17 protein-coding genes are annotated in these 18,229 nt (G+C 63.7%); 10 read left to right on the plus strand and 7 right to left on the minus strand.

Going from position 1 to position 18,229, the window contains the following annotated elements; genetic code table 11:
* Nucleotides 1-30: 30 nt before the first annotated feature.
* Together CUJ91_RS23265 and CUJ91_RS23270 are read left to right on the plus strand one after the other, a co-directional pair.
* On the plus strand, nt 31-210 hold the full coding sequence (locus tag CUJ91_RS23265) for a DUF2934 domain-containing protein (RefSeq protein WP_006047061.1): 180 nt from the start codon (nt 31-33) through the stop codon (nt 208-210).
* Between the two features lie 63 nt (nt 211-273).
* Nucleotides 274-2,346 carry an AI-2E family transporter gene (locus CUJ91_RS23270; protein WP_114157263.1) on the plus strand — a complete coding sequence of 691 codons (2,073 nt, stop codon included), beginning with the start codon at nt 274-276 and terminating at the stop codon, nt 2,344-2,346.
* A gap of 90 nt (nt 2,347-2,436) precedes the next feature.
* On the opposite strand, the gene CUJ91_RS34490 is transcribed toward CUJ91_RS23270, so the two are convergent.
* Nucleotides 2,437-2,610, minus strand: coding sequence for a hypothetical protein (locus tag CUJ91_RS34490; protein ID WP_167450667.1), 174 nt, complete (start codon nt 2,608-2,610; stop codon nt 2,437-2,439).
* A 147-nt stretch (nt 2,611-2,757) separates the two neighbouring features.
* Nucleotides 2,758-4,350 (minus strand): FAD-dependent oxidoreductase, encoded by a 1,593-nt coding sequence (locus tag CUJ91_RS23275; protein WP_114158037.1) that lies wholly within the window; start codon nt 4,348-4,350, stop codon nt 2,758-2,760.
* A gap of 282 nt (nt 4,351-4,632) precedes the next feature.
* On the opposite strand from CUJ91_RS23275, the gene CUJ91_RS23280 reads away from it, so the two are divergent.
* Both CUJ91_RS23280 and CUJ91_RS23285 read left to right on the plus strand, forming a co-directional pair.
* Nucleotides 4,633-6,786 carry a hybrid sensor histidine kinase/response regulator gene (locus CUJ91_RS23280; protein ID WP_029970598.1) on the plus strand — a complete coding sequence of 718 codons (2,154 nt, stop codon included), beginning with the start codon at nt 4,633-4,635 and terminating at the stop codon, nt 6,784-6,786.
* Between the two features lie 115 nt (nt 6,787-6,901).
* Nucleotides 6,902-7,204: a hypothetical protein gene (locus CUJ91_RS23285; RefSeq protein ID WP_006047066.1), complete on the plus strand. Its 303-nt coding sequence runs from the start codon at nt 6,902-6,904 to the stop codon at nt 7,202-7,204.
* A gap of 128 nt (nt 7,205-7,332) precedes the next feature.
* On the opposite strand, the gene CUJ91_RS23290 is transcribed toward CUJ91_RS23285, so the two are convergent.
* The 3 genes from CUJ91_RS23290 to CUJ91_RS23300 form a co-directional block, all read right to left on the minus strand.
* A complete protein-coding gene (locus CUJ91_RS23290; protein WP_114157264.1) occupies nt 7,333-8,352 on the minus strand; it encodes a class I fructose-bisphosphate aldolase in 1,020 nt (339 codons plus the stop codon).
* Between the two features lie 76 nt (nt 8,353-8,428).
* The gene (locus CUJ91_RS23295; RefSeq protein ID WP_114157265.1) at nt 8,429-8,848 is read right to left on the minus strand and encodes a secondary thiamine-phosphate synthase enzyme YjbQ; all 420 of its coding nucleotides are present in this window, start codon (nt 8,846-8,848) and stop codon (nt 8,429-8,431) included.
* Between the two features lie 22 nt (nt 8,849-8,870).
* Nucleotides 8,871-9,191, minus strand: coding sequence for a thioredoxin family protein (locus tag CUJ91_RS23300; protein ID WP_006047069.1), 321 nt, complete (start codon nt 9,189-9,191; stop codon nt 8,871-8,873).
* Nucleotides 9,192-9,463: 272 nt separating this feature from the next.
* Between CUJ91_RS23300 and CUJ91_RS23305 the strand changes: the two genes are divergently transcribed.
* The 4 genes from CUJ91_RS23305 (at nt 9,464) to CUJ91_RS23325 (ending at nt 13,433) form a co-directional block, all read left to right on the plus strand.
* Nucleotides 9,464-9,760, plus strand: coding sequence for a DUF2628 domain-containing protein (locus CUJ91_RS23305; RefSeq protein WP_029970603.1), 297 nt, complete (start codon nt 9,464-9,466; stop codon nt 9,758-9,760).
* A 158-nt stretch (nt 9,761-9,918) separates the two neighbouring features.
* The gene (locus tag CUJ91_RS23310) at nt 9,919-11,262 is read left to right on the plus strand and encodes a sugar efflux transporter (RefSeq protein ID WP_114157266.1); all 1,344 of its coding nucleotides are present in this window, start codon (nt 9,919-9,921) and stop codon (nt 11,260-11,262) included.
* Between the two features lie 201 nt (nt 11,263-11,463).
* Nucleotides 11,464-12,501: a phosphogluconate dehydrogenase (NAD(+)-dependent, decarboxylating) gene (gnd, locus tag CUJ91_RS23315; RefSeq protein ID WP_029970605.1), complete on the plus strand. Its 1,038-nt coding sequence runs from the start codon at nt 11,464-11,466 to the stop codon at nt 12,499-12,501.
* A gap of 230 nt (nt 12,502-12,731) precedes the next feature.
* Nucleotides 12,732-13,433 (plus strand): HAD family hydrolase, encoded by a 702-nt coding sequence (locus CUJ91_RS23325; RefSeq protein WP_114157267.1) that lies wholly within the window; start codon nt 12,732-12,734, stop codon nt 13,431-13,433.
* Here the strand turns inward: CUJ91_RS23325 and CUJ91_RS23330 are convergent.
* Nucleotides 13,430-13,960: an ankyrin repeat domain-containing protein gene (locus CUJ91_RS23330; protein ID WP_053860703.1), complete on the minus strand. Its 531-nt coding sequence runs from the start codon at nt 13,958-13,960 to the stop codon at nt 13,430-13,432. The two genes, CUJ91_RS23325 and CUJ91_RS23330, sit on opposite strands and share 4 nt — an antisense overlap.
* A gap of 95 nt (nt 13,961-14,055) precedes the next feature.
* On the minus strand, nt 14,056-14,181 hold the full coding sequence (locus tag CUJ91_RS35140; RefSeq protein WP_258196184.1) for a hypothetical protein: 126 nt from the start codon (nt 14,179-14,181) through the stop codon (nt 14,056-14,058).
* A gap of 329 nt (nt 14,182-14,510) precedes the next feature.
* On the opposite strand from CUJ91_RS35140, the gene CUJ91_RS23335 reads away from it, so the two are divergent.
* Together CUJ91_RS23335 and CUJ91_RS23340 are read left to right on the plus strand one after the other, a co-directional pair.
* Nucleotides 14,511-16,904: a phosphoketolase family protein gene (locus CUJ91_RS23335; protein WP_114157268.1), complete on the plus strand. Its 2,394-nt coding sequence runs from the start codon at nt 14,511-14,513 to the stop codon at nt 16,902-16,904.
* A gap of 12 nt (nt 16,905-16,916) precedes the next feature.
* The gene (locus CUJ91_RS23340; protein WP_114157269.1) at nt 16,917-18,065 is read left to right on the plus strand and encodes an acetate/propionate family kinase; all 1,149 of its coding nucleotides are present in this window, start codon (nt 16,917-16,919) and stop codon (nt 18,063-18,065) included.
* The last annotated feature ends 164 nt before the right edge of the window (nt 18,066-18,229 follow it).

The following is an 18,229-nucleotide window of genomic DNA, read 5'->3' on the forward strand; positions in this document are numbered from 1 at the left end:
TCCGCGAGACCTAAACCGTAGGGGACTCATATGGAACAGGAGCAGACCTCCCAGGAGGACCAGATCCGCACGCGCGCGTACTACCTGTGGGAGCATGCGCCGGAGCCGAAGGGCACGCCGGACGAGTACTGGGAACAGGCCCGCAGCGAGATCGAGAAGGAAGCGCCGCCAGTGGAAAGCGGGCCGATCGCAGAAGAGCCGAAAAAATAGCGTGATGACAGGGAGCGCCACAATCACAATCACGATCACAAGCAACAAGAAGCACGTAGCGCAATGAAGGACATTCCGGAACCGTCGCGCGGCGGGACGCCCACGCGCATCGACGCGCCGCCTGCCGCGTTCGGTCTCGATGCGCTGATCGCACTCGCGGTCGGCGCCGGTTTCGTCGCGTGCCTGTACTTCGCGCGCGCCGTGCTGATTCCGATGACGCTCGCGATTCTGCTGAGCTTTCTCGTCGCGCCGCTCGTCAAATGGTTGGGCCGACTGAAGCTCGGCCACGTTGCGTCGGTGTTTGCGGCCGTCGTGATGTCGATCTCGGTGATCGGTGTGCTGGGCGCGGTCATCACGATGCAGTTGAGCGACCTCGCCGCGGGCATGCCGCGTTATCAGGCGACGATCGAGCGCAAGATGGAAGCGGCGCACACGCTGACGGTGGGCAAGCTCGACCGTTTTGCGAAAGCCGCGGGCCAGGCGTTGCAACGCGCGACCGTCGAGCCGCCGCAACCGGAGCCGCGCCACGATGCGTCTTCTTCCGATGGCCGCGCGCCGGCCGCCGTGCCCGTCGAAGTGCGCGAGCCGGTGCCGACGCCGCTCGAAGTCGCGCGCCGCGTGTTGTCGCCGGCCATCAGTCCGCTGGAGACGGCGTTCATCGTATTCGTCGTGATGGTGGTGATCCTGTTGCAACGCGACGACTTGCGCGACCGCGCGATTCGTCTGTTCGGTTCGCGCGATCTGCATCGCACGACGATGGTGATGGACGAAGCCGCGCGGCGCTTGAGCCGCTACTTCGTTTCGCAGCTCGGATTGAATGCGGCCCTCGGCGTGGCGATTGGCGCGGGGCTCTTTTTCATCGGCGTGCCGAGTCCGATTCTGTGGGGCATCCTCGCGGCCTTGCTGCGGCTCGTGCCGTATGTCGGCATCTGGATCGCCGGCGGGCTGGCCACCGCGCTCGCCGCCGCGGTGAGTCCGGGTTGGGACATGGCGATCTGGTCGATTGCGCTCTTCGTGACGGTCGAACTGCTGGTGGGCCAGGTAGTCGAGCCGTTGCTGTACGGACGCAGCACGGGGCTCTCGCCGTTCTCGGTGGTCGTCGCGGCGATCTTCTGGAGCTGGATCTGGGGGCCCATTGGCCTGATCCTGTCGACGCCGTTGACGCTTTGCCTGCTCGTGCTCGGCCGACATATCCGGCGCCTGGAATTTCTCGACGTGATGCTCGGCGATCAGCCGGCGCTCACGCCGGTCGAAAATTTTTATCAGCGCGCACTTGCGGGCGATCCCGACGAAGCGATTGCGCAAGCCGAAGCGCTGCTGCGCGAGCGTTCGTTATCGGCTTACTACGACGAGGTGGCGATCAAGGGTTTGCAACTGGCCGCGAACGATGTCGTGCGCGGCAGCGTCACGGCGGTGCAGCTTGCGCGCATCGAGTCCACGACGAACGATCTCGTCGATGGCCTCGACAGTTATGCCGACGAGCCGCCGCAGCACGCAGCAGAAAACGCAAGTGCTGAGATCGGACCGGTCGCGCCGTCGCGTGAAGGGCCGCCTGCTTCGACGGCAACGCATATGCTGTTCGCGAACCAGGCACGCGGCGCGGCCGACGAAGCACGCGAAAACGCCGCCGACAGCGCGGAAGACGATACGCGCGAGCAAGCCTTGCAACGCGCGCCCGAACTGCCGCAGCCGCATACACTGCCGCGCGCCGCGAATCAACGCGTCTTGTGCATTCCTGGGCGCGGCCCGCTCGATCCGCTTGCGACGACGATCATGCTGCAGTTGCTCGGCAAGCACGGCTTCACGGCGCGCGCATTGCCGCATGAAGCGGCATCGCGTGCGTCGATCGACCGGATGGACGCCGACGACGTCGGTATCGTGTGCCTTCTCTATCTGCAGATAGACGGCATTCCCTCGCACTTGCGCTACATGGTCCGGCGCATTCGCGCGCGCTTGCCGAACGTGTCGATTATTGTCGGACTATGGACGCCCGAAGATCTGCAGAAGTGGAGCGTCGATCTGCAAAACGCGATGGGCGCCGAATGCTACGTGACTTCGTTGCAGGAGATGCTGGCCGCTTGCCATGTGTGCGGCAGCACGACGCGCGATGAATCGCTCGCTGTGGCTAACGGATAACAACGGACGCAACCCGCGCATGTAAAAAACGCCCGGCGCTTGCGCGTCCGGGCGTTGCGTTTTTAGTCGTGCATCGCAAGCCGATGCTATTTATTTGCCGGTAGCTTCCCCGTCGTCCGGCGAGGAATCTTCGTCGTCAGTCACGATTTTGGTGGTGCCGCCGGTAGAAGGCGGATCGCTTGCCGGAAACGTGTCTTCAACTTCCTTGTCGATCTGCTTCTCCGTCTTGTCGGCGTTCGGATGTTGTTCCTTGGGTTCTGGCATGGCGCTTCTCCTTTAGCTAACGAATGGTGTGCGCAAAAAAGACACGCGGTTCGCGCGGCCCACGTGCGGTGCTTTTTACATGAGCATGTAGAGTTGAACGATAAGCCGGTACGCTTCGATTCGAAGCAGCCTGTTTTTCACTTTGGTTCAGCTTCTGTCGCACGAGTCGCGCCCGACAATCCGCAATGCCTGCGCGCATGTAAGCGGGCCGCGGCGCATCGCGTCGATCAGATGCGCGGTCTGCGTGTCGCGTTCGCAGGCAAGCACGGCGGCCACGTTGTCGTCCTTCACATAAAGCGCGGCAAAATCCTGACGATCCAGATCGCCGTCGACCACAAGCTCGTCCCACTCGCTTGCATGCCCGAGGTATTCGAAGTTCTTGCCGAAGTGATAGGTCCAGAAAAACGGCACACCGCTGTAACGGTTGCGCGCTCCGCACATGTTTTGAGCCGCGATGCGCGCATGTTGCTGCGCGACGCGCCAATGTTCTATCCGCAACGGCTCTTCGTTTTCGCGCAGCGGAAACACGGCGATGTCGCCTGCGGCGTAGAGACCCGGCGCGGCCTGCATGCCCGCGTTCACGATCACGCCGCCATCTTTCTGCAACGGCAAGCCGTCGATAAAGCCGGTCGCAGGCGTAACGCCGGTGCCCAACAGCACGAGGTCCGCGGCGATATGTTCGCCGCTTTCGAGCATCACTTCATGCACATTGCCTTCTTCGCCTTCGAGCGAAGCAACCTTCGCTTGCAGATGAAACTTGACGCCATTGCGTTCATGCAACTCGCGAAACATTGCACCGATGCGCTCGCCGAACTGCTTCGCAAAGGGCACCTTATCCGGCGAAATAACCGTGACCTGCACGCCGCGTTTGCGCAGCGCGGCTGCGGTTTCGAGCCCGATGAAACTGCTGCCGAGAATCGCGACTTGCAGGGAGCCGGCGTTTTCCGAGGGGCCGCCGGCGTCCGCGTCGCCGAGCGCTTCGACAATCGCGGTGGCGTCGTCGAGATGACGCAGCACATACACGCCGCCGAGTTCGCAGCCCGGAATTCGCGGCACTTTCGGCGTGCTGCCGCTGGCGAGCAAGGCCGTGTCGTACGTCAGTTCGCCGCCGCTTTCCAGATGAATCGTGCGATTGCGCACGTCGAGCCGCGCGACCTTCGCGACGATCCGCTCGACGCGGTGCTGCTCGTACCAGTCGGGCGCGAGCAGCGGCGGCACGTCGGCGGGAGGCATCTCGGCGGACGGGACAAACTTGCTAAGCGATGTGCGGTCGTAGGGCGCGTGCGGTTCATCGCCGATCAGCGTGAGGCGCCCCGTAAAGCCATATTCGCGCAGCGCCGCGCAGGCGGCCGCGCCGGCCGCGCCCGCGCCGATCACCGCGAAGTGCGGCTCTTGCGTCGCGGCGAGTTCGGTTTCGTCCGGCAGCTTGTCGGGCGTGACCATGACGTCGTCGCCGTCGACGATCACCGCGTAACGTTTGAGCGGCACCAGCGGCGGCGGCTCCAGCACCTTGCCGGTGGCCGCATCGAAAGTGCCTTTGTGCCACGGACAAATGATCCTGCCGCGGCATAGCGCGCCTTCTTCGAGCGGTCCGCCTGCGTGCGGACAGTCGGCGGAATACGCGCGCACCACGTCGCCGTCGCGGATCAGCATGATCTTTTCGCCGTCCACGACAACGCGTTGGCCCCGGTCTTCGCGCAGTTGCGAAAGCTGGGCAACGTGTCGGGCGGTGGTGGGCATGCTGGTTTCCGTGAACGTAATCAGCAGGATTCGGCGCGGCAGGATGCCGCAGCGATTCGGCGACTCGGGAGAATGCGAAACTCGTTGCGTGAGCAGCAATTCATGTGCCCAACACGCCCTGATAAATCAGTTAAGCAGAAACGTTCGCGTTTCTTCGCGCGTCGCTATGTACATGGCCGAAAGTGGGGTAGATTCCTCACTAAGGAATTAGCGCACGAACGCCGCGGCACGATACGTGCGTCCGATTGCCTAACTTGTATGACCTTTGATGGAGCGTGGGCCGTGCAGCGTGCGGAGCGAGTCGCAGTTGATTTTCCGATGCCGTCGCGCAACTTTGCGGCGACGCGGCGAATGCTCCTTATTGTTCTTGCCGTTTCCATTCTGTTCCCGCTTGCCTGCCTCGCCGGTTATGGCTACTTCGATTACCAGCGCCGTATCGCCGATTCAAACGATGTCATCGACCGGCTCGTGCGCGTCGCCGAAGAACAGGCGGTCAAGGTGCTCGACCTCAATCAGCAGATGGCGTCGCGCATCGTCGAGTTGATCGGCACCGAAGACGACGCGCAGATTCGCGCGCGCGAGGCGGAATTGAACCGGCAGTTGCGCGAGATCGGCGGAGACTTCCCGCAAGTGGCGTCCATCTATCTGATCGGCGCGAACGGCGATCTGCTCGTGTCGACCCGTGCTTATCCGGCGCCAACCGTGTCTGTCAGTCAGCGCGAAGACTTTATCGCCGCGCGCGCGATGCGCCCGCATCCGTACTTCTCGCTGCCGATGCTCGGCACGCTGTCGCAGACGAACGTGTTCAACACCTCGATCGGGCGTATCGGTGCGGACAGCAAATTTCTCGGCGTCGTCTCGGTTGCATTGCGCAGCGAGTACTTCTCGCGCTTTTATCGCGAGTTGACGAACGGCGATCCGTCGCTTGCGCTCTCGTTGTATCGGCAGGACGGCAGTCTGCTGGTGCGCTATCCGCCGTGGCCAGGCGGCGTGCAGCCGCCCGCGGCGAACGCGTTTGGCGCGGCCTTGCGCGACAAACAGTTGTCGGGCCACGTGCGCGTCAAATCGCCCGTCGATGGCGTGGAGCGGCTCGTTGCGTTTCGGCGCGTCGGCGATTATCCGCTCTACGTGTCGAGCGCTTATGCAACGGGCTCGATCGTCGATGCATGGCGCCGGCACTTCATCGTGATCGCTGCGCTGACCGCGGTGCCGTGCATCGCGATCTGGATGCTGGTGCTGTACTCGCTGCGTCAGCTCGACGGCGAGCGCGTCGCGTGGGAACGCTGGCAGGGCGAGGTCGCGATGCGGCTGTCGGCGGAAGCATCGAGCCGGCAATTGCAGCGCATGGGCGCGCTCGGCAATCTGGTTGCCAACGTGGCGCACGACTTCAACAATCTGTTGATGGTCGTGTCCGCCAATATCGAACTGGCGCGGCTAAAGCGCTACAACAACCTTGAGAAGGAGATGACCGCCGTGCAGCGTGCGACCGCAACGGCTGAATCGCTGACACGCCGGCTTTTGAGTGTCGCGAAGAAGCAGCCGCTCAAGCAGGAGCCGATCGACCTCAGGAAATGGATGCCGGGCGCGGCGCCGCTCATCGAAGCGGCGCTCGGCGACAAGATCGAACTGGCGCTCAGCATCGTCGACGATGTGTGGCCCGTGCTCGCCGATCCGACCGACCTGGAACTCGCGATCATGAACCTCGCGGTCAACGCGCGCGATGCCATGCCGCGCGGTGGGCGCTTTGTGATTCGTTGCCAGAACAACCGGCTGGTCGGCAGCGATACCTTGCTGCCCGACGGCGAGTATGTGCTGATCGCGTGTTCGGACGACGGCGAGGGCATGCCCGAATCGGTCGCGCGGCGCGCCTTCGAGCCGCTTTTCACGACCAAGCTGAGCGGCTCGGGCGCGGGCCTCGGTCTCGCGCAGGTGCTGTCGATGTGCGAACAGGCGGGCGGCACCGCGAAGATCGACAGCGTGCCTGGCAGCGGCACGACGGTGCGGCTGTATCTGCCGCGCTATCGCGAGCGCCGCGCGACGCACGCGGCGAGTCAGACCGTGGTCGAACAGCCCGCGCTGCGGCATGCCGGCATGGTGCTGCTGGTGGAAGACAACGAGGATGTCGCCGCGGGCGTCGCAGCGGTGCTCGAGACGTTCGGCTGCGAAGTGCGGCACGAACCGACCGCCGACCAGGCGTTCGACGTGCTCAACGGCGGGGAGCGTTTCGAACTCGTGCTGTCGGACATTCAGATGCCGGGCAAGCTGAACGGCATCGACCTCGCGGAACGAGTGCGCAGCACCTGGCCGTCGCAGAAAATCGCGTTGATGACGGGCTATGCCGACGAGCTCGAACGCGCGCGCCGCATCGGCGTCGCCATTCTCGCGAAGCCATTCGATATCGAGGAACTGCACGCGCTCGTCGCTTGCGAATCGTAAGCCGCGCCGTTTTGCGGCACACCCCTTGCTGAACTCCTGACGAGGCATGCGCAGGCGGCGCGTCCGCTTGCGCAATCCGCTTCTATTCCGCATTCATCCCGACAGGAGAACAGTTATGAAGATCAAGAAGGCATTGCTCGTTTCCACGCTGCTCGCAGCGTCGTCGCTGGCCATGGCGCAAGGCACAGGCGGTGCGGGTGGTGGCGGCGCCGGCGGAGGTGGCGGCGCGGGCCCGGCCGGCAACGACCCGAGCACGAGCGCCGGCGCGAATACGTCGACGCGCGAAGGCGGCGACACGGGATCGGGCACGATGTCGCATTCGAAGACGAAGAAGCATTCGTCGAAGACGACCAAGCCCGCGACCGACACCACAAATATGCCGGGCGCGAACGCGAGCAGCGACACGAAGGGTAAGTAATGCGTGCGTCGTGTGCGTAGAGTTCACGCACGCTTCCCTAAGTTTCGCGAGTGACGCGCCCGTGTGCGCGTCACTCATTTACACCGCGCTGTTGTTTTTACTTTCGCGTTTGTTCTGGCTAACGCAGCCTAGCTTTTCTCTTGCGCTGCGTCGTATTTCCCGAGCGCCGCGGCGCTGTTCAAACGCGCGCGTTTGAGCAACGCCTGCTGCGCTTCCTCGACGTTGCCCGCCGCGCCTTTCCATGCCTGCAATGGCGGTTCCTGCAACGCGCGCCCATACGAGAAGCTCAGATTCCACGGCAGCGGCCCGAGGCGATTCATTGCGTCGAGATTGGCGGTGGCTTCCTCGGGCGATTGTCCGCCGGACAGAAACACGATGCCGGGCACGGCCGAAGGCACCGTGCGTTTCAGAATCCGCACCGTATAAGCGGCGATGTCCGCGGTGGACGATTGCCGCGCGTTCTCCGAACCGGCGAGCACCATGCTCGGTTTCAGCAGAATATGTTCGAGCACCACGCGATGCCGACGCAGCGCATCAAACACCTCGTGCAGCACCGCTTCGGTGACTTCGGCGCTGCGCTCGATGCTGTGATCGCCGTCCATCAGCACTTCGGGTTCGACGATCGGCACGATACCCGCTTCCTGCGAGATCGCCGCATAGCGCGCGAGCGAATCCGCATTGGCTTCGATCGCGAGACGGCTCGGCAGACTGGCCGTGATGTTGTAGACCGCGCGCCACTTCGCGAAGCGTGCGCCTTGCTGCTTGTAATCGACGAAGCGGCGTGCGAGGCCGTCGAGGCCTTCGGTGATTTCATCGCCCGGAGCATGGGCGAGCGCGATCTTGCCGAGGTCGACCTTGATGCCCGGCACGATGCCGTTTCGGGCGGCGAGTTGTGGAAACGGCGTGCCGTCGTCGGCCTTTTGACCGAGTGTTTCCTGATACAGAATGACGCCGCTCACGAATTCGCCGAGACCGGGCGTGGTGAGCAGCAGGTTGCGATACGCGCGGCGGTTTTCCTCGGTGGAGTCGATGCCGATCGTCTTGAAGCGTTTTGCGATGGTGGGACCGCTTTCGTCGGCGGCGAGCAGACCCTTGCCGGGCTGAACCATGGCGTCGACGGTGGCTTGCAGTTCGCTGCGGGTATCCATGAGATGTGCTCCCTTTGTTCGGGTTGCGGAAGAAAACCTGCCGTCGCGGCGCGTGCGGCTGCGCCCGGGTTATGACTTATTCGCCGATCAGATGCAACACGATGTCGCGATGCTGCGCATGGCGCCGATGCTCGAATAGATACAGGCCCTGCCACGTGCCGAGCACCATCTGTCCATGTTCGACGGGCACGCTCAATTGCACTTGCGTCAACGCGGTGCGCAGATGCGCGGGCATGTCGTCGGGACCTTCGGCGTCGTGCTCATAGCGTTGCTCGTCTTCGGGCGCGAGGTTCGCGAAGTAGCGCTCCAGATCGCGCTGCACCGACGGGTCCGCGTTTTCCTGAATCAGCAGCGATGCCGACGTATGACGGCAAAAGAGCGTCAGCAGTCCCGTGTCGATGTGCTGCGCCGCGACGAAGCGGCGCGCTTCGTCGGTGAATTCGACAAGGCCGCGAGTGCGCGCCTTGACGCTTAGATGGTGGATGGCCTGCTTCATGATGGAAGCGCTCGTCTACGGTTTATAGCGACGCGAACGCGTCTGTGATCTGCTCGACGCTGGTGGGGCGCACGACGCGCGCGACTTCCGCGCCGTCGCGCATGAAGATCAGCGTGGGCCACAGCTTGACCTTGAACGAGCGGCCTAGCGGCCGGCCGGGGCCGTCCTCGATCTTCAGGTGCCTGACGCCGGCATGCGCTTCGAAGGCTTTTTCAATCGAAGGCTGCGCGCCCTGGCAGTAGCCGCACCAGTCCGTGCCGAACTCGATGACGGTGGCGCCGGGCAGGGCGTCGACTTCGGCTCGCGACGGGGCTTTGGTGGAATAGGGCGTCCGTATTGCCATGCATGCTCCGCTGTGGATCGGGTTGTGCGGTGTGGGGTTGCCGCGGCGCGCGGCGATCCTGTGGCCGTTGCGCGGGTCGCTACGGTAATCGCCGCAGTAATCGCCGCGGTCGGCATGCGCCGCATTTTGCTTGGATAAGAGTATCAGCTATTGGTTCGGGGTTCAGACTGGCGGAACGGGGATTTGACACAAACGTACAAGTTCGTCACGCGCGGCTGTTAAACAATGCCTGACATCGTCGGCAATCTGCCGGCGAATTTGAGGAAGAAAAAATGGCGGACAGGATTTATCTGGGGCGCCCCGGCACGGACGACACCATTGGCGTCCCCACTGGTTTCAGTTGGGGCGCATTCTTGCTGGGCCCGATCTGGGCTCTGTCGAGGCGCATGTGGTTTGCGGCCTTTGCAATGGTGGCTGTCGAGCTGGCACTGTACTTACCCGGCTTGTGGTTAGACCGGGGCGACATAGTGACCTTGCTCCTGTCGATCCTGTTTGGCATCGCCTGCGGGAAGTATGGCAATGGCTGGCATCGACGGGTCTTGGAGAAACGGGGGTATGCGGTGCTGTAGTTCACGCGCCAGTGCGGTCGGGAGTGAGATTTGGGACACGCCTCCCCACCTTTACGCGCCCGCGCGAGCGGTCGATAATGCCCCGTTCATTCCCGCCACGAAGCCTGCCGTGCGCGCCGCGCCTCGCAGGCTCGCTTCTCCTGAACTCACAGCCGCCCGTGTCGAAAAACTCACGTTTTTTTGGTCTGCTGCACATTCCCGGCTTCAAGCCGCTTGCCGCCGCCACGCTGATGCTCGGTGTGGCCATGTCGTTCACCGCGCCGTATCTGTCGCTGTTCGGCGTCGAGCGCGCGGGCATGACGCCGTTCCGGCTCGGCGTCTTCATGACGCTGATCGCGGCAAGCGGCGTGCTCGCGAGCACCTTCGCCGGCCGCTGGAGCGATGCAAGCGGGCGGCATCGGCCGTTACTGCTCGTCGCGCTCGTGCTGGCCGCGCTCGGCTATCTGTCGTTATGCGTGGTGCGCGATTACCGGCTGCTGCTCGTCGTCGGCATTGTGTTTATCGGTGTCGGCGGCTCGGCTATTTCGATGGTGTTCTCATTCAGCCGCGCCGCGCTGCCCGTGCCCGACGCGTCCGAACGCGCGTTTGCCAGCGCGACGCTGCGCACGATTCTCTCGGCGGCGTGGGTGTTCGGGCCGTCGGTGGGCGCGCTGGTGCTCGCGGCGACCAGTTTCACCGGACTCTTTCTGTTCGCCGCGGCGAGCTTCGCGGCGTGCGCGGCCATCGTGTGGCGCATGCGCGAACCGCAAGGGCATCTCGGCGACCATACGGTAGAAGACACCGCATCGGAGCCGTCGTCGTCGATTACCGTGCCGCCGCTCAGGGAACCTCGCGCCGACGCGCACGAGGACCTGCCCGGCGTCGCATCGGCGAACGACATTGGCCGTGCGGTCGCCGCGCTGACCTTGCTCGGGCTCGCGGCCAACGCCACGATGATCGTGTTGCCGCTTTACATCGTGCATGGCCTGAACGGCACGCATCTCGACGTATCGGTGATGCTCGGCCTCGGCGCATTGACCGAGATTCCGATGATGCTCGCGCTCGGCGCGAAGTCTTCGAGCCTGCACAAGCCGAACTGGCTTGCCGCCTGCGCGGCGGTTCACGCGGCCTATTTCGTCGCGATGTCGCTCGCCGGAAACGTGCATGTGCTGATTCCGATGCAGATCCTCAACGCGTTCGTCGTTGCCGTGACTTCATGCCTCGGCATGACCTACGTGCAGGACCTGATGCCCGATGCGCCAGGCCGCGCCACCGCGCTCTTCTTCAACGCGGCGCGGGTCGGCTCGATTCTTTCCGGCGTGTTGTCCGGCCTGCTGGTGCAGGCGTTCAGCTATCGCGGCACGTTCCTCTTCTGCGGCTTGCTCGCGCTGTGCGCGCTCGTGCTGTTTGCCGTGCCGGGCTATCGTTATCCGCTGATGTGGCGAGCCGTGCGGCGTTTCGCCCGCACGCAATACGCGAAGCTTCAATCGAGGCGCGCGTTGCGCGGAGGGCGCGAGCTTTAGCGGGCACGGGACACGTTTCATGTGCGGCGGGCCGGTTTGCCACGCGCTGAATGACAGAGACCTTACGCCGCGCACAACTTCGGCAAGGAGGCGTATCGTTGTCGTCACGCATGCTGCCGGACGCGGCCGACGCAACAAACGCAGCATGACCATCTGACTGAAACCAGGCAGCATCACAAGGCACTTTCGGGAGCGGTGAAAATGCAGCTAGGCATGATTGGATTGGGACGCATGGGCGCGGATATGGTGCGGCGCCTGACGAAGGGCGCGCAGCAATGCGTCGTCTACGACGTACAGCCTGCGGCTGTCGAGCGGCTCGCGCAGGAGGGCGTGACGGGCGCGTCGTCGCTCGAAGACCTCGTCGCCAGGCTCGACAAGCCGCGCGCCGTGTGGCTGATGGTGCCCGCCGCGGTGGTCGACGGCACGCTCGAAAAACTCGTGCCCTTGCTCGAGCCGGGCGACATCGTGATCGACGGCGGCAACTCGTACTATCACGACGACATTCGCCGCGGCGCCGACCTCGCCGCACGCAAACTGCATTACGTCGACGTCGGTACGAGCGGCGGCGTCGCGGGCCGGGAGCGCGGTTATTGCCTGATGATCGGCGGCGAAGCGCAGGTGGTCGAACGGCTTGAGCCGATCTTTTCGACGCTCGCGCCAGGCGCCGCCGCCGCGCCCGCGACGTCAGGACGCAATCCGGGCAACAGCACGGCGGAGCAGGGCTTTCTGCATTGCGGTCCGCTCGGCGCGGGGCATTTCGTGAAGATGGTCCACAACGGCATCGAATACGGTTTGATGGCCGCGTATGCCGAGGGCCTCAACATTCTGCGTCACGCGGATGCCGGCAAGCACGCGCGCGAGGCGGACGCCGAGACCTCGCCGCTGCGTCGTCCGCAGTTGTATCAATACGATTTCAATCTGGCCGATATCGCCGAAGTATGGCGGCGCGGCAGCGTGATCGGCTCGTGGCTGCTCGACCTGATCGCGGGCACGCTCGCGGGCGACGCCGATCTGCAACAGTACGCGGGCCGCGTATCCGATTCGGGCGAAGGACGCTGGACGATGTCGGCGGCCATCGACGAAGGCGTGCCCGCGCCCGTGCTGAGCGCGGCGCTGTTCGCGCGCTTCAGTTCGCGCGGCGAAGCGGACTTCGCGAACCGCGTGTTGTCGGCGATGCGTCATGACTTCGGCGGCCATGCAGAAAAGCCGGCTGCGCCGCCCGCGAGTTCGCAGGGTTGACCGTCCGCTAATAGCACAAGCAGCAAGCAGCCCAAGCAGCCCAAGCAGCCCAAGCAGCCCAAGCAGCCCAAGCAGCCCAAGCAGCACAAGCAGCACAAGCAGCACAAGCAGCACAAGCAGCACAAGCAGCACAAGCAGCACAAGCAGCACAAGCACAGAGCACAAGCACAGAGCACAAGCACAGAGCACAAGCACAGAGCACAAGCACAGCCGAATCCACGGAGCCGCACATGCCAGCCGCACCCGCCACCCGCACTGCACCGCACGACGTCGTTTTCCTCTTCGATTGCGACAACACGCTGCTCGACAACGACCATGTGCTCTCCGACTTGCGCAGCCACATGATGCGCGAGTTCGGCACCGACAACAGCACGCGCTATTGGGAAATTTTCGAGCAGTTGCGCGGCGAGCTCGGCTATGCCGACTACCTGGGCGCGTTGCAGCGGTATCGCACGGAGCATCCGCGGGACACGCGGCTGTTGCTGATGTCGTCGTTTCTGATCGATTATCCGTTTGCGAACCGGCTCTATCCGGGCGCGCTCGACGCGTTGCGCCACGTGGGCGAATACGGGCCCACGGTGATTCTGTCGGACGGGGACGTGGTGTTCCAGCCGCGCAAGCTCGCGCGTTCGGGCCTATGGGACGAAGTCGAAGGCCGCGTGCTGATCTACATCCACAAGGAGCTGATGCTCGATCAGGTGATGGAATGCTATCCCGCGCGCCACTACGTGATGGTCGACGACAAGCTGCGCATTCTCACCGCGATGAAGAATGCCTGGGGCGGGCGGCTCACCACGGTATTTCCGCGCCAGGGTCACTACGCTTTGGACCCGAAGGAGATACTCGGCAATCCGCCCGCGGACGTCACGATCGAGCGGATCGGCGACCTCGCGCAGTTTGACGTGAAAGCGCTGCTGGCGGAAAAGCCCTAGACGTTGCGCAGTTTTTCCTGCGCGTCGGCGGCGCCCATTCTGCCTGCCGCATCCTGTGCGCTTGTGCCTGCCGCGTCGCGCGCATCGCGATTCGCGCCGTGCGCGATCAGCAGATCCATGATCGTGGTGCGGTTGAACATGGCGGCGACCATCAGCGCGGTGCGTCCGTCGGGCGATGCGCCTTCGACATCGGCGCCATGCGCGAGCAAGGTTTCGACCACGGCGTCGAAACCCTTGAAAGCCGCGCCCGCGATAGGCGTCTGGCCGTTATTGTTGCGCAAGTCGGGATCGGCGCCGCGTTCGAGCAGCGTGCGCACCGCGTCGACATGTCCGTGATAGCTCGCGAGCATCAGCAGACTGTCACCGTTGTCGTTGCGCAGATTGGGCGGCACGCCTTTTTCGATCACGGCGGCGAGCATCGCGGCATCGCCCTGGCGCGCGAGGTCGAACACCTGCCGCGCGAGTTCGAGCACTTGCGGGTCGATGGGCTGCCCGGAAGGCGGGGAAGAGTCGGCCGGATTGGTCAATGAAATCTCCTTGCAAGAACGCTGCGCCGCTCGGCGCATGAACAACCGGCAGCATACACAGTTTGCGCCGTCGACGCGCGCAGCGGCACGTCCCATCACGCGTGGCCGAACAGCTTCACGAGCAGCCCGAATATGCCGACGAGGACAGCCAGGCCCGCGCACAGCACCACGAGCGTGAGAAGAAGAACGAGCGGCGCTTTCATACGGTTGGAAGTCGGCATGATGAATGTGTATGGTTAAGAGCGAGTAATACGAGTGCGCGACGATATGCGCAGTCGCTTTGCGCAGCTTAAGCGTTTCGGAGGATGCGTGCAGCGTGGGTGGCGCAGGACTTGCAGCGGGGCGTGCGGCGTGCGGTGATGGTGACGCTTGACCACGCGCAAGCATTTGTCCGCATTCCCGAACCATGATGCGCGCATATGGTCACACCGCAGACGACCGCGCTTCGCAACACGCCTCACCCCCGTCATGTCACGCGCATGACACGCATCGGCAAAACACTTCGCAACGTCCGCTAACCCGCCTGACAGTTCTTACGAGGAGTGACGTCATGGCTGAAGCAATCTCCCGTCCTGCCCCGCCGCAAACTCTCGACCCCGAAACGCTGCGCAAGATGGACCGCTACTGGCGCGCATGCAATTACCTGTCCGCCGGCATGATCTATCTGCGCGACAACCCGCTGCTGCGCGAACCGCTGAAGCCGGAGCACATCAAGAATCGTCTGTTGGGACATTGGGGCTCGGACCCTGGACAGAGCTTCCTGCTCGTGCATCTGAACCGGCTCATCAACAAGCTCGACCTGAACATGATCTACATTTCCGGTCCAGGGCACGGCGCACCCGCGACGCTCGCGAACTGTTATCTCGAGGGACATTACTCGGAAATCTATCCGGACCGCAGCGAAGACGAAGCCGGCCTGCGGCGCTTTTTCCGCCAGTTTTCGTTTCCCGGCGGCATCGGCTCGCACTGCACGCCGGAAACGCCGGGCTCCATTCACGAAGGCGGCGAACTCGGCTACAGCCTGTCGCATGGCTATGGTGCGGCGTTCGACAACCCCGACCTGATCGTCGCGGTGATGATCGGCGACGGCGAAGCGGAGACCGGGCCGCTCGCCACGTCATGGCATTCGAACAAGTTTTTGAACCCGGTGCGCGACGGCGCGGTGCTGCCGGTGCTGCATCTGAACGGCTACAAGATCGCGAATCCGACGCTGCTCGCACGCATTCCGCGCGAAGAACTCGAAGCGTTGCTGACCGGTTACGGCCACAAACCGTATTTCGTCGAAGGTGACGATCCAAACGTCATGCATCAGCAGATGGCCGCGACGCTCGAACAATGCATCGGCGAAATCAGGGCGATCCAGCAACATGCGCGCGCCAGCAACGACACGACGCGTCCGCGCTGGCCGATGATCGTGCTGCGTTCGCCGAAAGGCTGGACCGGGCCGAAAGAAGTGGACGGTCACAAGGTGGAAGGTTCGTGGCGCTCGCACCAGGTGCCCATTGCCGATCCGGCGACCAACAGCAAGAGCCTGAAACTGCTCGAAGGCTGGCTGCGCAGTTACGAGCCCGAGTCGCTGTTCGACGAAAGCGGGCGGCTCGTCGAGGAATTGCGCGAACTCGCGCCGAAGGGCACGCGCCGCATCAGCGCGAATCCGCATGCGAACGGCGGCGTGCTGTGCAAGATGCTCGACATGCCCGCGTTTCGCGACTACGCGGTCGAAGTGAAAAAGCCCGCATCCGCGTACTCGTCGCCCACACAGACGCTCGGCAAATTTTTGCGCGACGTGATGCGCAGGAACATGACCAACTTCCGCGTGTTCGGCCCCGACGAGACAGCGAGCAACAAGCTCACGGCCATCTATGAAGCATCGGACAAGACCTGGCTCGCCGACTCGCAGCCGAACGATGCGGACGGCGGCGCGCTGTCGGCGGATGGCCGCGTGATGGAAATGCTGAGCGAACATACGCTCGAAGGCTGGTTCGAAGGTTATGTGCTGACGGGCCGGCATGGTCTCTTCGCGACGTATGAAGCGTTCGTGCATGTGATCGATTCGATGTTCAACCAGCACGCAAAGTGGCTCGAAAAAGCCAAGCGCGAACTCGGCTGGCGCCAGCCGGTGCCGTCGATCAACCTGCTCATCACGTCGCTTGTATGGCGTCAGGATCACAACGGCTTCACGCATCAGGACCCCGGCTTTCTGGACGTCGTGACGAATAAAAGCCCTGACGTAGTGCGCATTTATCTGCCGCCCGACGCAAACTGTCTGTTGAGCGTGGCCGATCACTGCCTGCGTTCGCGCGATTACGTGAACGTGATCGTGTCGGACAAGCAGCCGCATCTGGAGTATCTCGACATGGATGCGGCCGTCACGCATTGCACGAAGGGCATCGGCATCTGGGATTGGGCGTCGACCGACCAGGGCGCCGAGCCGGATGTGGTGATCGCGTGCGCGGGCGACATCGCGACAATGGAGGCGCTCGCCGCCGTGCAGCTTCTGAAAGAGCGTTTTGCTGATCTAAAGATCCGCTTCGTCAACGTCGTCGATCTGTTCCGGCTGATGCCCGAGCATGCGCATCCGCATGGCCTGTCGAGCCGCGATTTCGATTCGCTGTTTACGACGAGCAAGCCGGTGATTTTCAACTTCCATTCGTATGCGTCGCTGGTTCACAAGCTGACCTATAACCGCACGAATCACGACAACCTGCATGTGCACGGTTATCACGAGAAGGGCAACATCAACACGCCGCTCGAACTCGCGATCATCAATCAGGTAGACCGCTTTTCGCTCGCCATCGACGTGATCGATCGCGTGCCGAAGCTGCGCGGCGTCGGCGATCACGCGAAGGAATGGCTGCGTGGGCAGATCATCGAGCATCTCGCCTATGCGCATGCCGAGGGCATCGACAAGGAAGAAATCCGCAACTGGACGTGGAAAGACTGAGCGAGGCGCGCCATGAACACGCAGCACGGCGCTTCGCCGCCAACCATTCTTGTGCTAAACAGCGGATCGTCGTCACTGAAGTTCGGGCTGTTCGCGCATTCGGGCGACGACGAATCGCTGCTGCTCGAAGGCAGCGCGCAAGGCATCGGCCGCGGCGACGGCAGCCTGCGCATTGCCGCGCCGGACGCACGCGTGCTGGTGCACGAGCAGCATGTGCTGGAATCGCAGACCGATGCGTTGCAAAAGCTCTCGGCTGTGCTTGCCGCTCAGCACTATGCGCAGCCAACGGCGGTCGGGCATCGCGTGGTGCATGGCGGGCCGCATCTGCGCACGCATCAGCGGCTCACGCCCGAGGTGCGCCGCCGCTTGCAGGATGCCGTGCATTTTGCGCCGCTGCATATTCCGCCGGCGCTTGCGTTGATCGACGAGGCGCAGAGCATCTTCGGCGACGCCGGGCACTTTGCCTGCTTCGACACCGCGTTTCATGCGACGCTGCCGCCGCGCGCGGCGCAGCTCGCGTTGCCGCGCCGTTATGCGGATGCCGGCGTGATTCGCTATGGCTTTCACGGGCTTTCGTACGAATCGCTCGTCGCGCAACTGGGCGCGGCGCTGCCGCCGCGCGCGGTGTTCGCGCATCTCGGCAACGGTTCGAGCGTGTGCGCGTTGCGCGACGGACGATCGATCGATACGTCGATGGGCATGACGCCGACCGGCGGCGTGCCGATGGGCACGCGCTGCGGCGATCTCGATCCGGGCGTGTTGCTGTATCTGATGCGGGTGGAAAAGCTCGACGCGGACGCGCTCGAAACGCTGCTGAACCGGCACAGCGGTCTCGCCGGTTACGCCGATGGCGAGAGCGACATGCAGGTGCTCGAACAGCGCGCGGCGGCGGGCGACGCGAATGCGTCCCTCGCGCTCGACGCGTTCGCCACGGCGGTGCGCAAGACCATCGGCGGATATGCGGCCTTGCTGGGCGGCATCGATCTACTGGTGTTCACCGGCGGCATTGGCGAGCATAGCGCGGAGATTCGCAAGCGCATTTGCGAGGGACTGGGGTTTCTTGGCCTTCGGGAGGGCGATGCTTCGGGCAAGGTGAGGGCGGTTCATACGGAAGAGGAGAAACAGATTGCAAGGCATTGCCGTGCGTTGTTGCGTGGGTGATGCACCCACTGCGAGCGACACGGCGCTCACACGCAGGACCGGCTGCAAACGCATAGGCGTTGAATACTCCATGTGAAAAAGCAGAAAGCCAGGCAGGCGACATGCCCAGCGGCGCGCGATACGACCCGCTGCGGCGAGATAGATGCACCGCCGGCGCCCAGGCC

This window comes from Paraburkholderia graminis (assembly GCF_003330785.1).
GTDB lineage: Bacteria > Pseudomonadota > Gammaproteobacteria > Burkholderiales > Burkholderiaceae > Paraburkholderia > Paraburkholderia graminis.

What these genes read in the sequence shown, in the direction of transcription:
- CUJ91_RS34490 (WP_167450667.1), bottom strand. Translation starts at nt 2,610, where the DNA reads ATGCCAGAACCCAAGGAACAACATCCGAACGCCGACAAGACGGAGAAG.
- CUJ91_RS23340 (WP_114157269.1), top strand. Translation starts at nt 16,917, where the DNA reads ATGAACACGCAGCACGGCGCTTCGCCGCCAACCATTCTTGTGCTAAAC.
- CUJ91_RS23335 (WP_114157268.1), top strand. Translation starts at nt 14,511, where the DNA reads ATGGCTGAAGCAATCTCCCGTCCTGCCCCGCCGCAAACTCTCGACCCC.
- CUJ91_RS23305 (WP_029970603.1), top strand. Translation starts at nt 9,464, where the DNA reads ATGGCGGACAGGATTTATCTGGGGCGCCCCGGCACGGACGACACCATT.
- CUJ91_RS23300 (WP_006047069.1), bottom strand. Translation starts at nt 9,191, where the DNA reads ATGGCAATACGGACGCCCTATTCCACCAAAGCCCCGTCGCGAGCCGAA.
- CUJ91_RS23265 (WP_006047061.1), top strand. Translation starts at nt 31, where the DNA reads ATGGAACAGGAGCAGACCTCCCAGGAGGACCAGATCCGCACGCGCGCG.
- CUJ91_RS23325 (WP_114157267.1), top strand. Translation starts at nt 12,732, where the DNA reads ATGCCAGCCGCACCCGCCACCCGCACTGCACCGCACGACGTCGTTTTC.
- CUJ91_RS23295 (WP_114157265.1), bottom strand. Translation starts at nt 8,848, where the DNA reads ATGAAGCAGGCCATCCACCATCTAAGCGTCAAGGCGCGCACTCGCGGC.
- CUJ91_RS23290 (WP_114157264.1), bottom strand. Translation starts at nt 8,352, where the DNA reads ATGGATACCCGCAGCGAACTGCAAGCCACCGTCGACGCCATGGTTCAG.
- CUJ91_RS35140 (WP_258196184.1), bottom strand. Translation starts at nt 14,181, where the DNA reads ATGCCGACTTCCAACCGTATGAAAGCGCCGCTCGTTCTTCTTCTCACG.
- CUJ91_RS23275 (WP_114158037.1), bottom strand. Translation starts at nt 4,350, where the DNA reads ATGCCCACCACCGCCCGACACGTTGCCCAGCTTTCGCAACTGCGCGAA.
- CUJ91_RS23285 (WP_006047066.1), top strand. Translation starts at nt 6,902, where the DNA reads ATGAAGATCAAGAAGGCATTGCTCGTTTCCACGCTGCTCGCAGCGTCG.
- gnd (WP_029970605.1), top strand. Translation starts at nt 11,464, where the DNA reads ATGCAGCTAGGCATGATTGGATTGGGACGCATGGGCGCGGATATGGTG.
- CUJ91_RS23270 (WP_114157263.1), top strand. Translation starts at nt 274, where the DNA reads ATGAAGGACATTCCGGAACCGTCGCGCGGCGGGACGCCCACGCGCATC.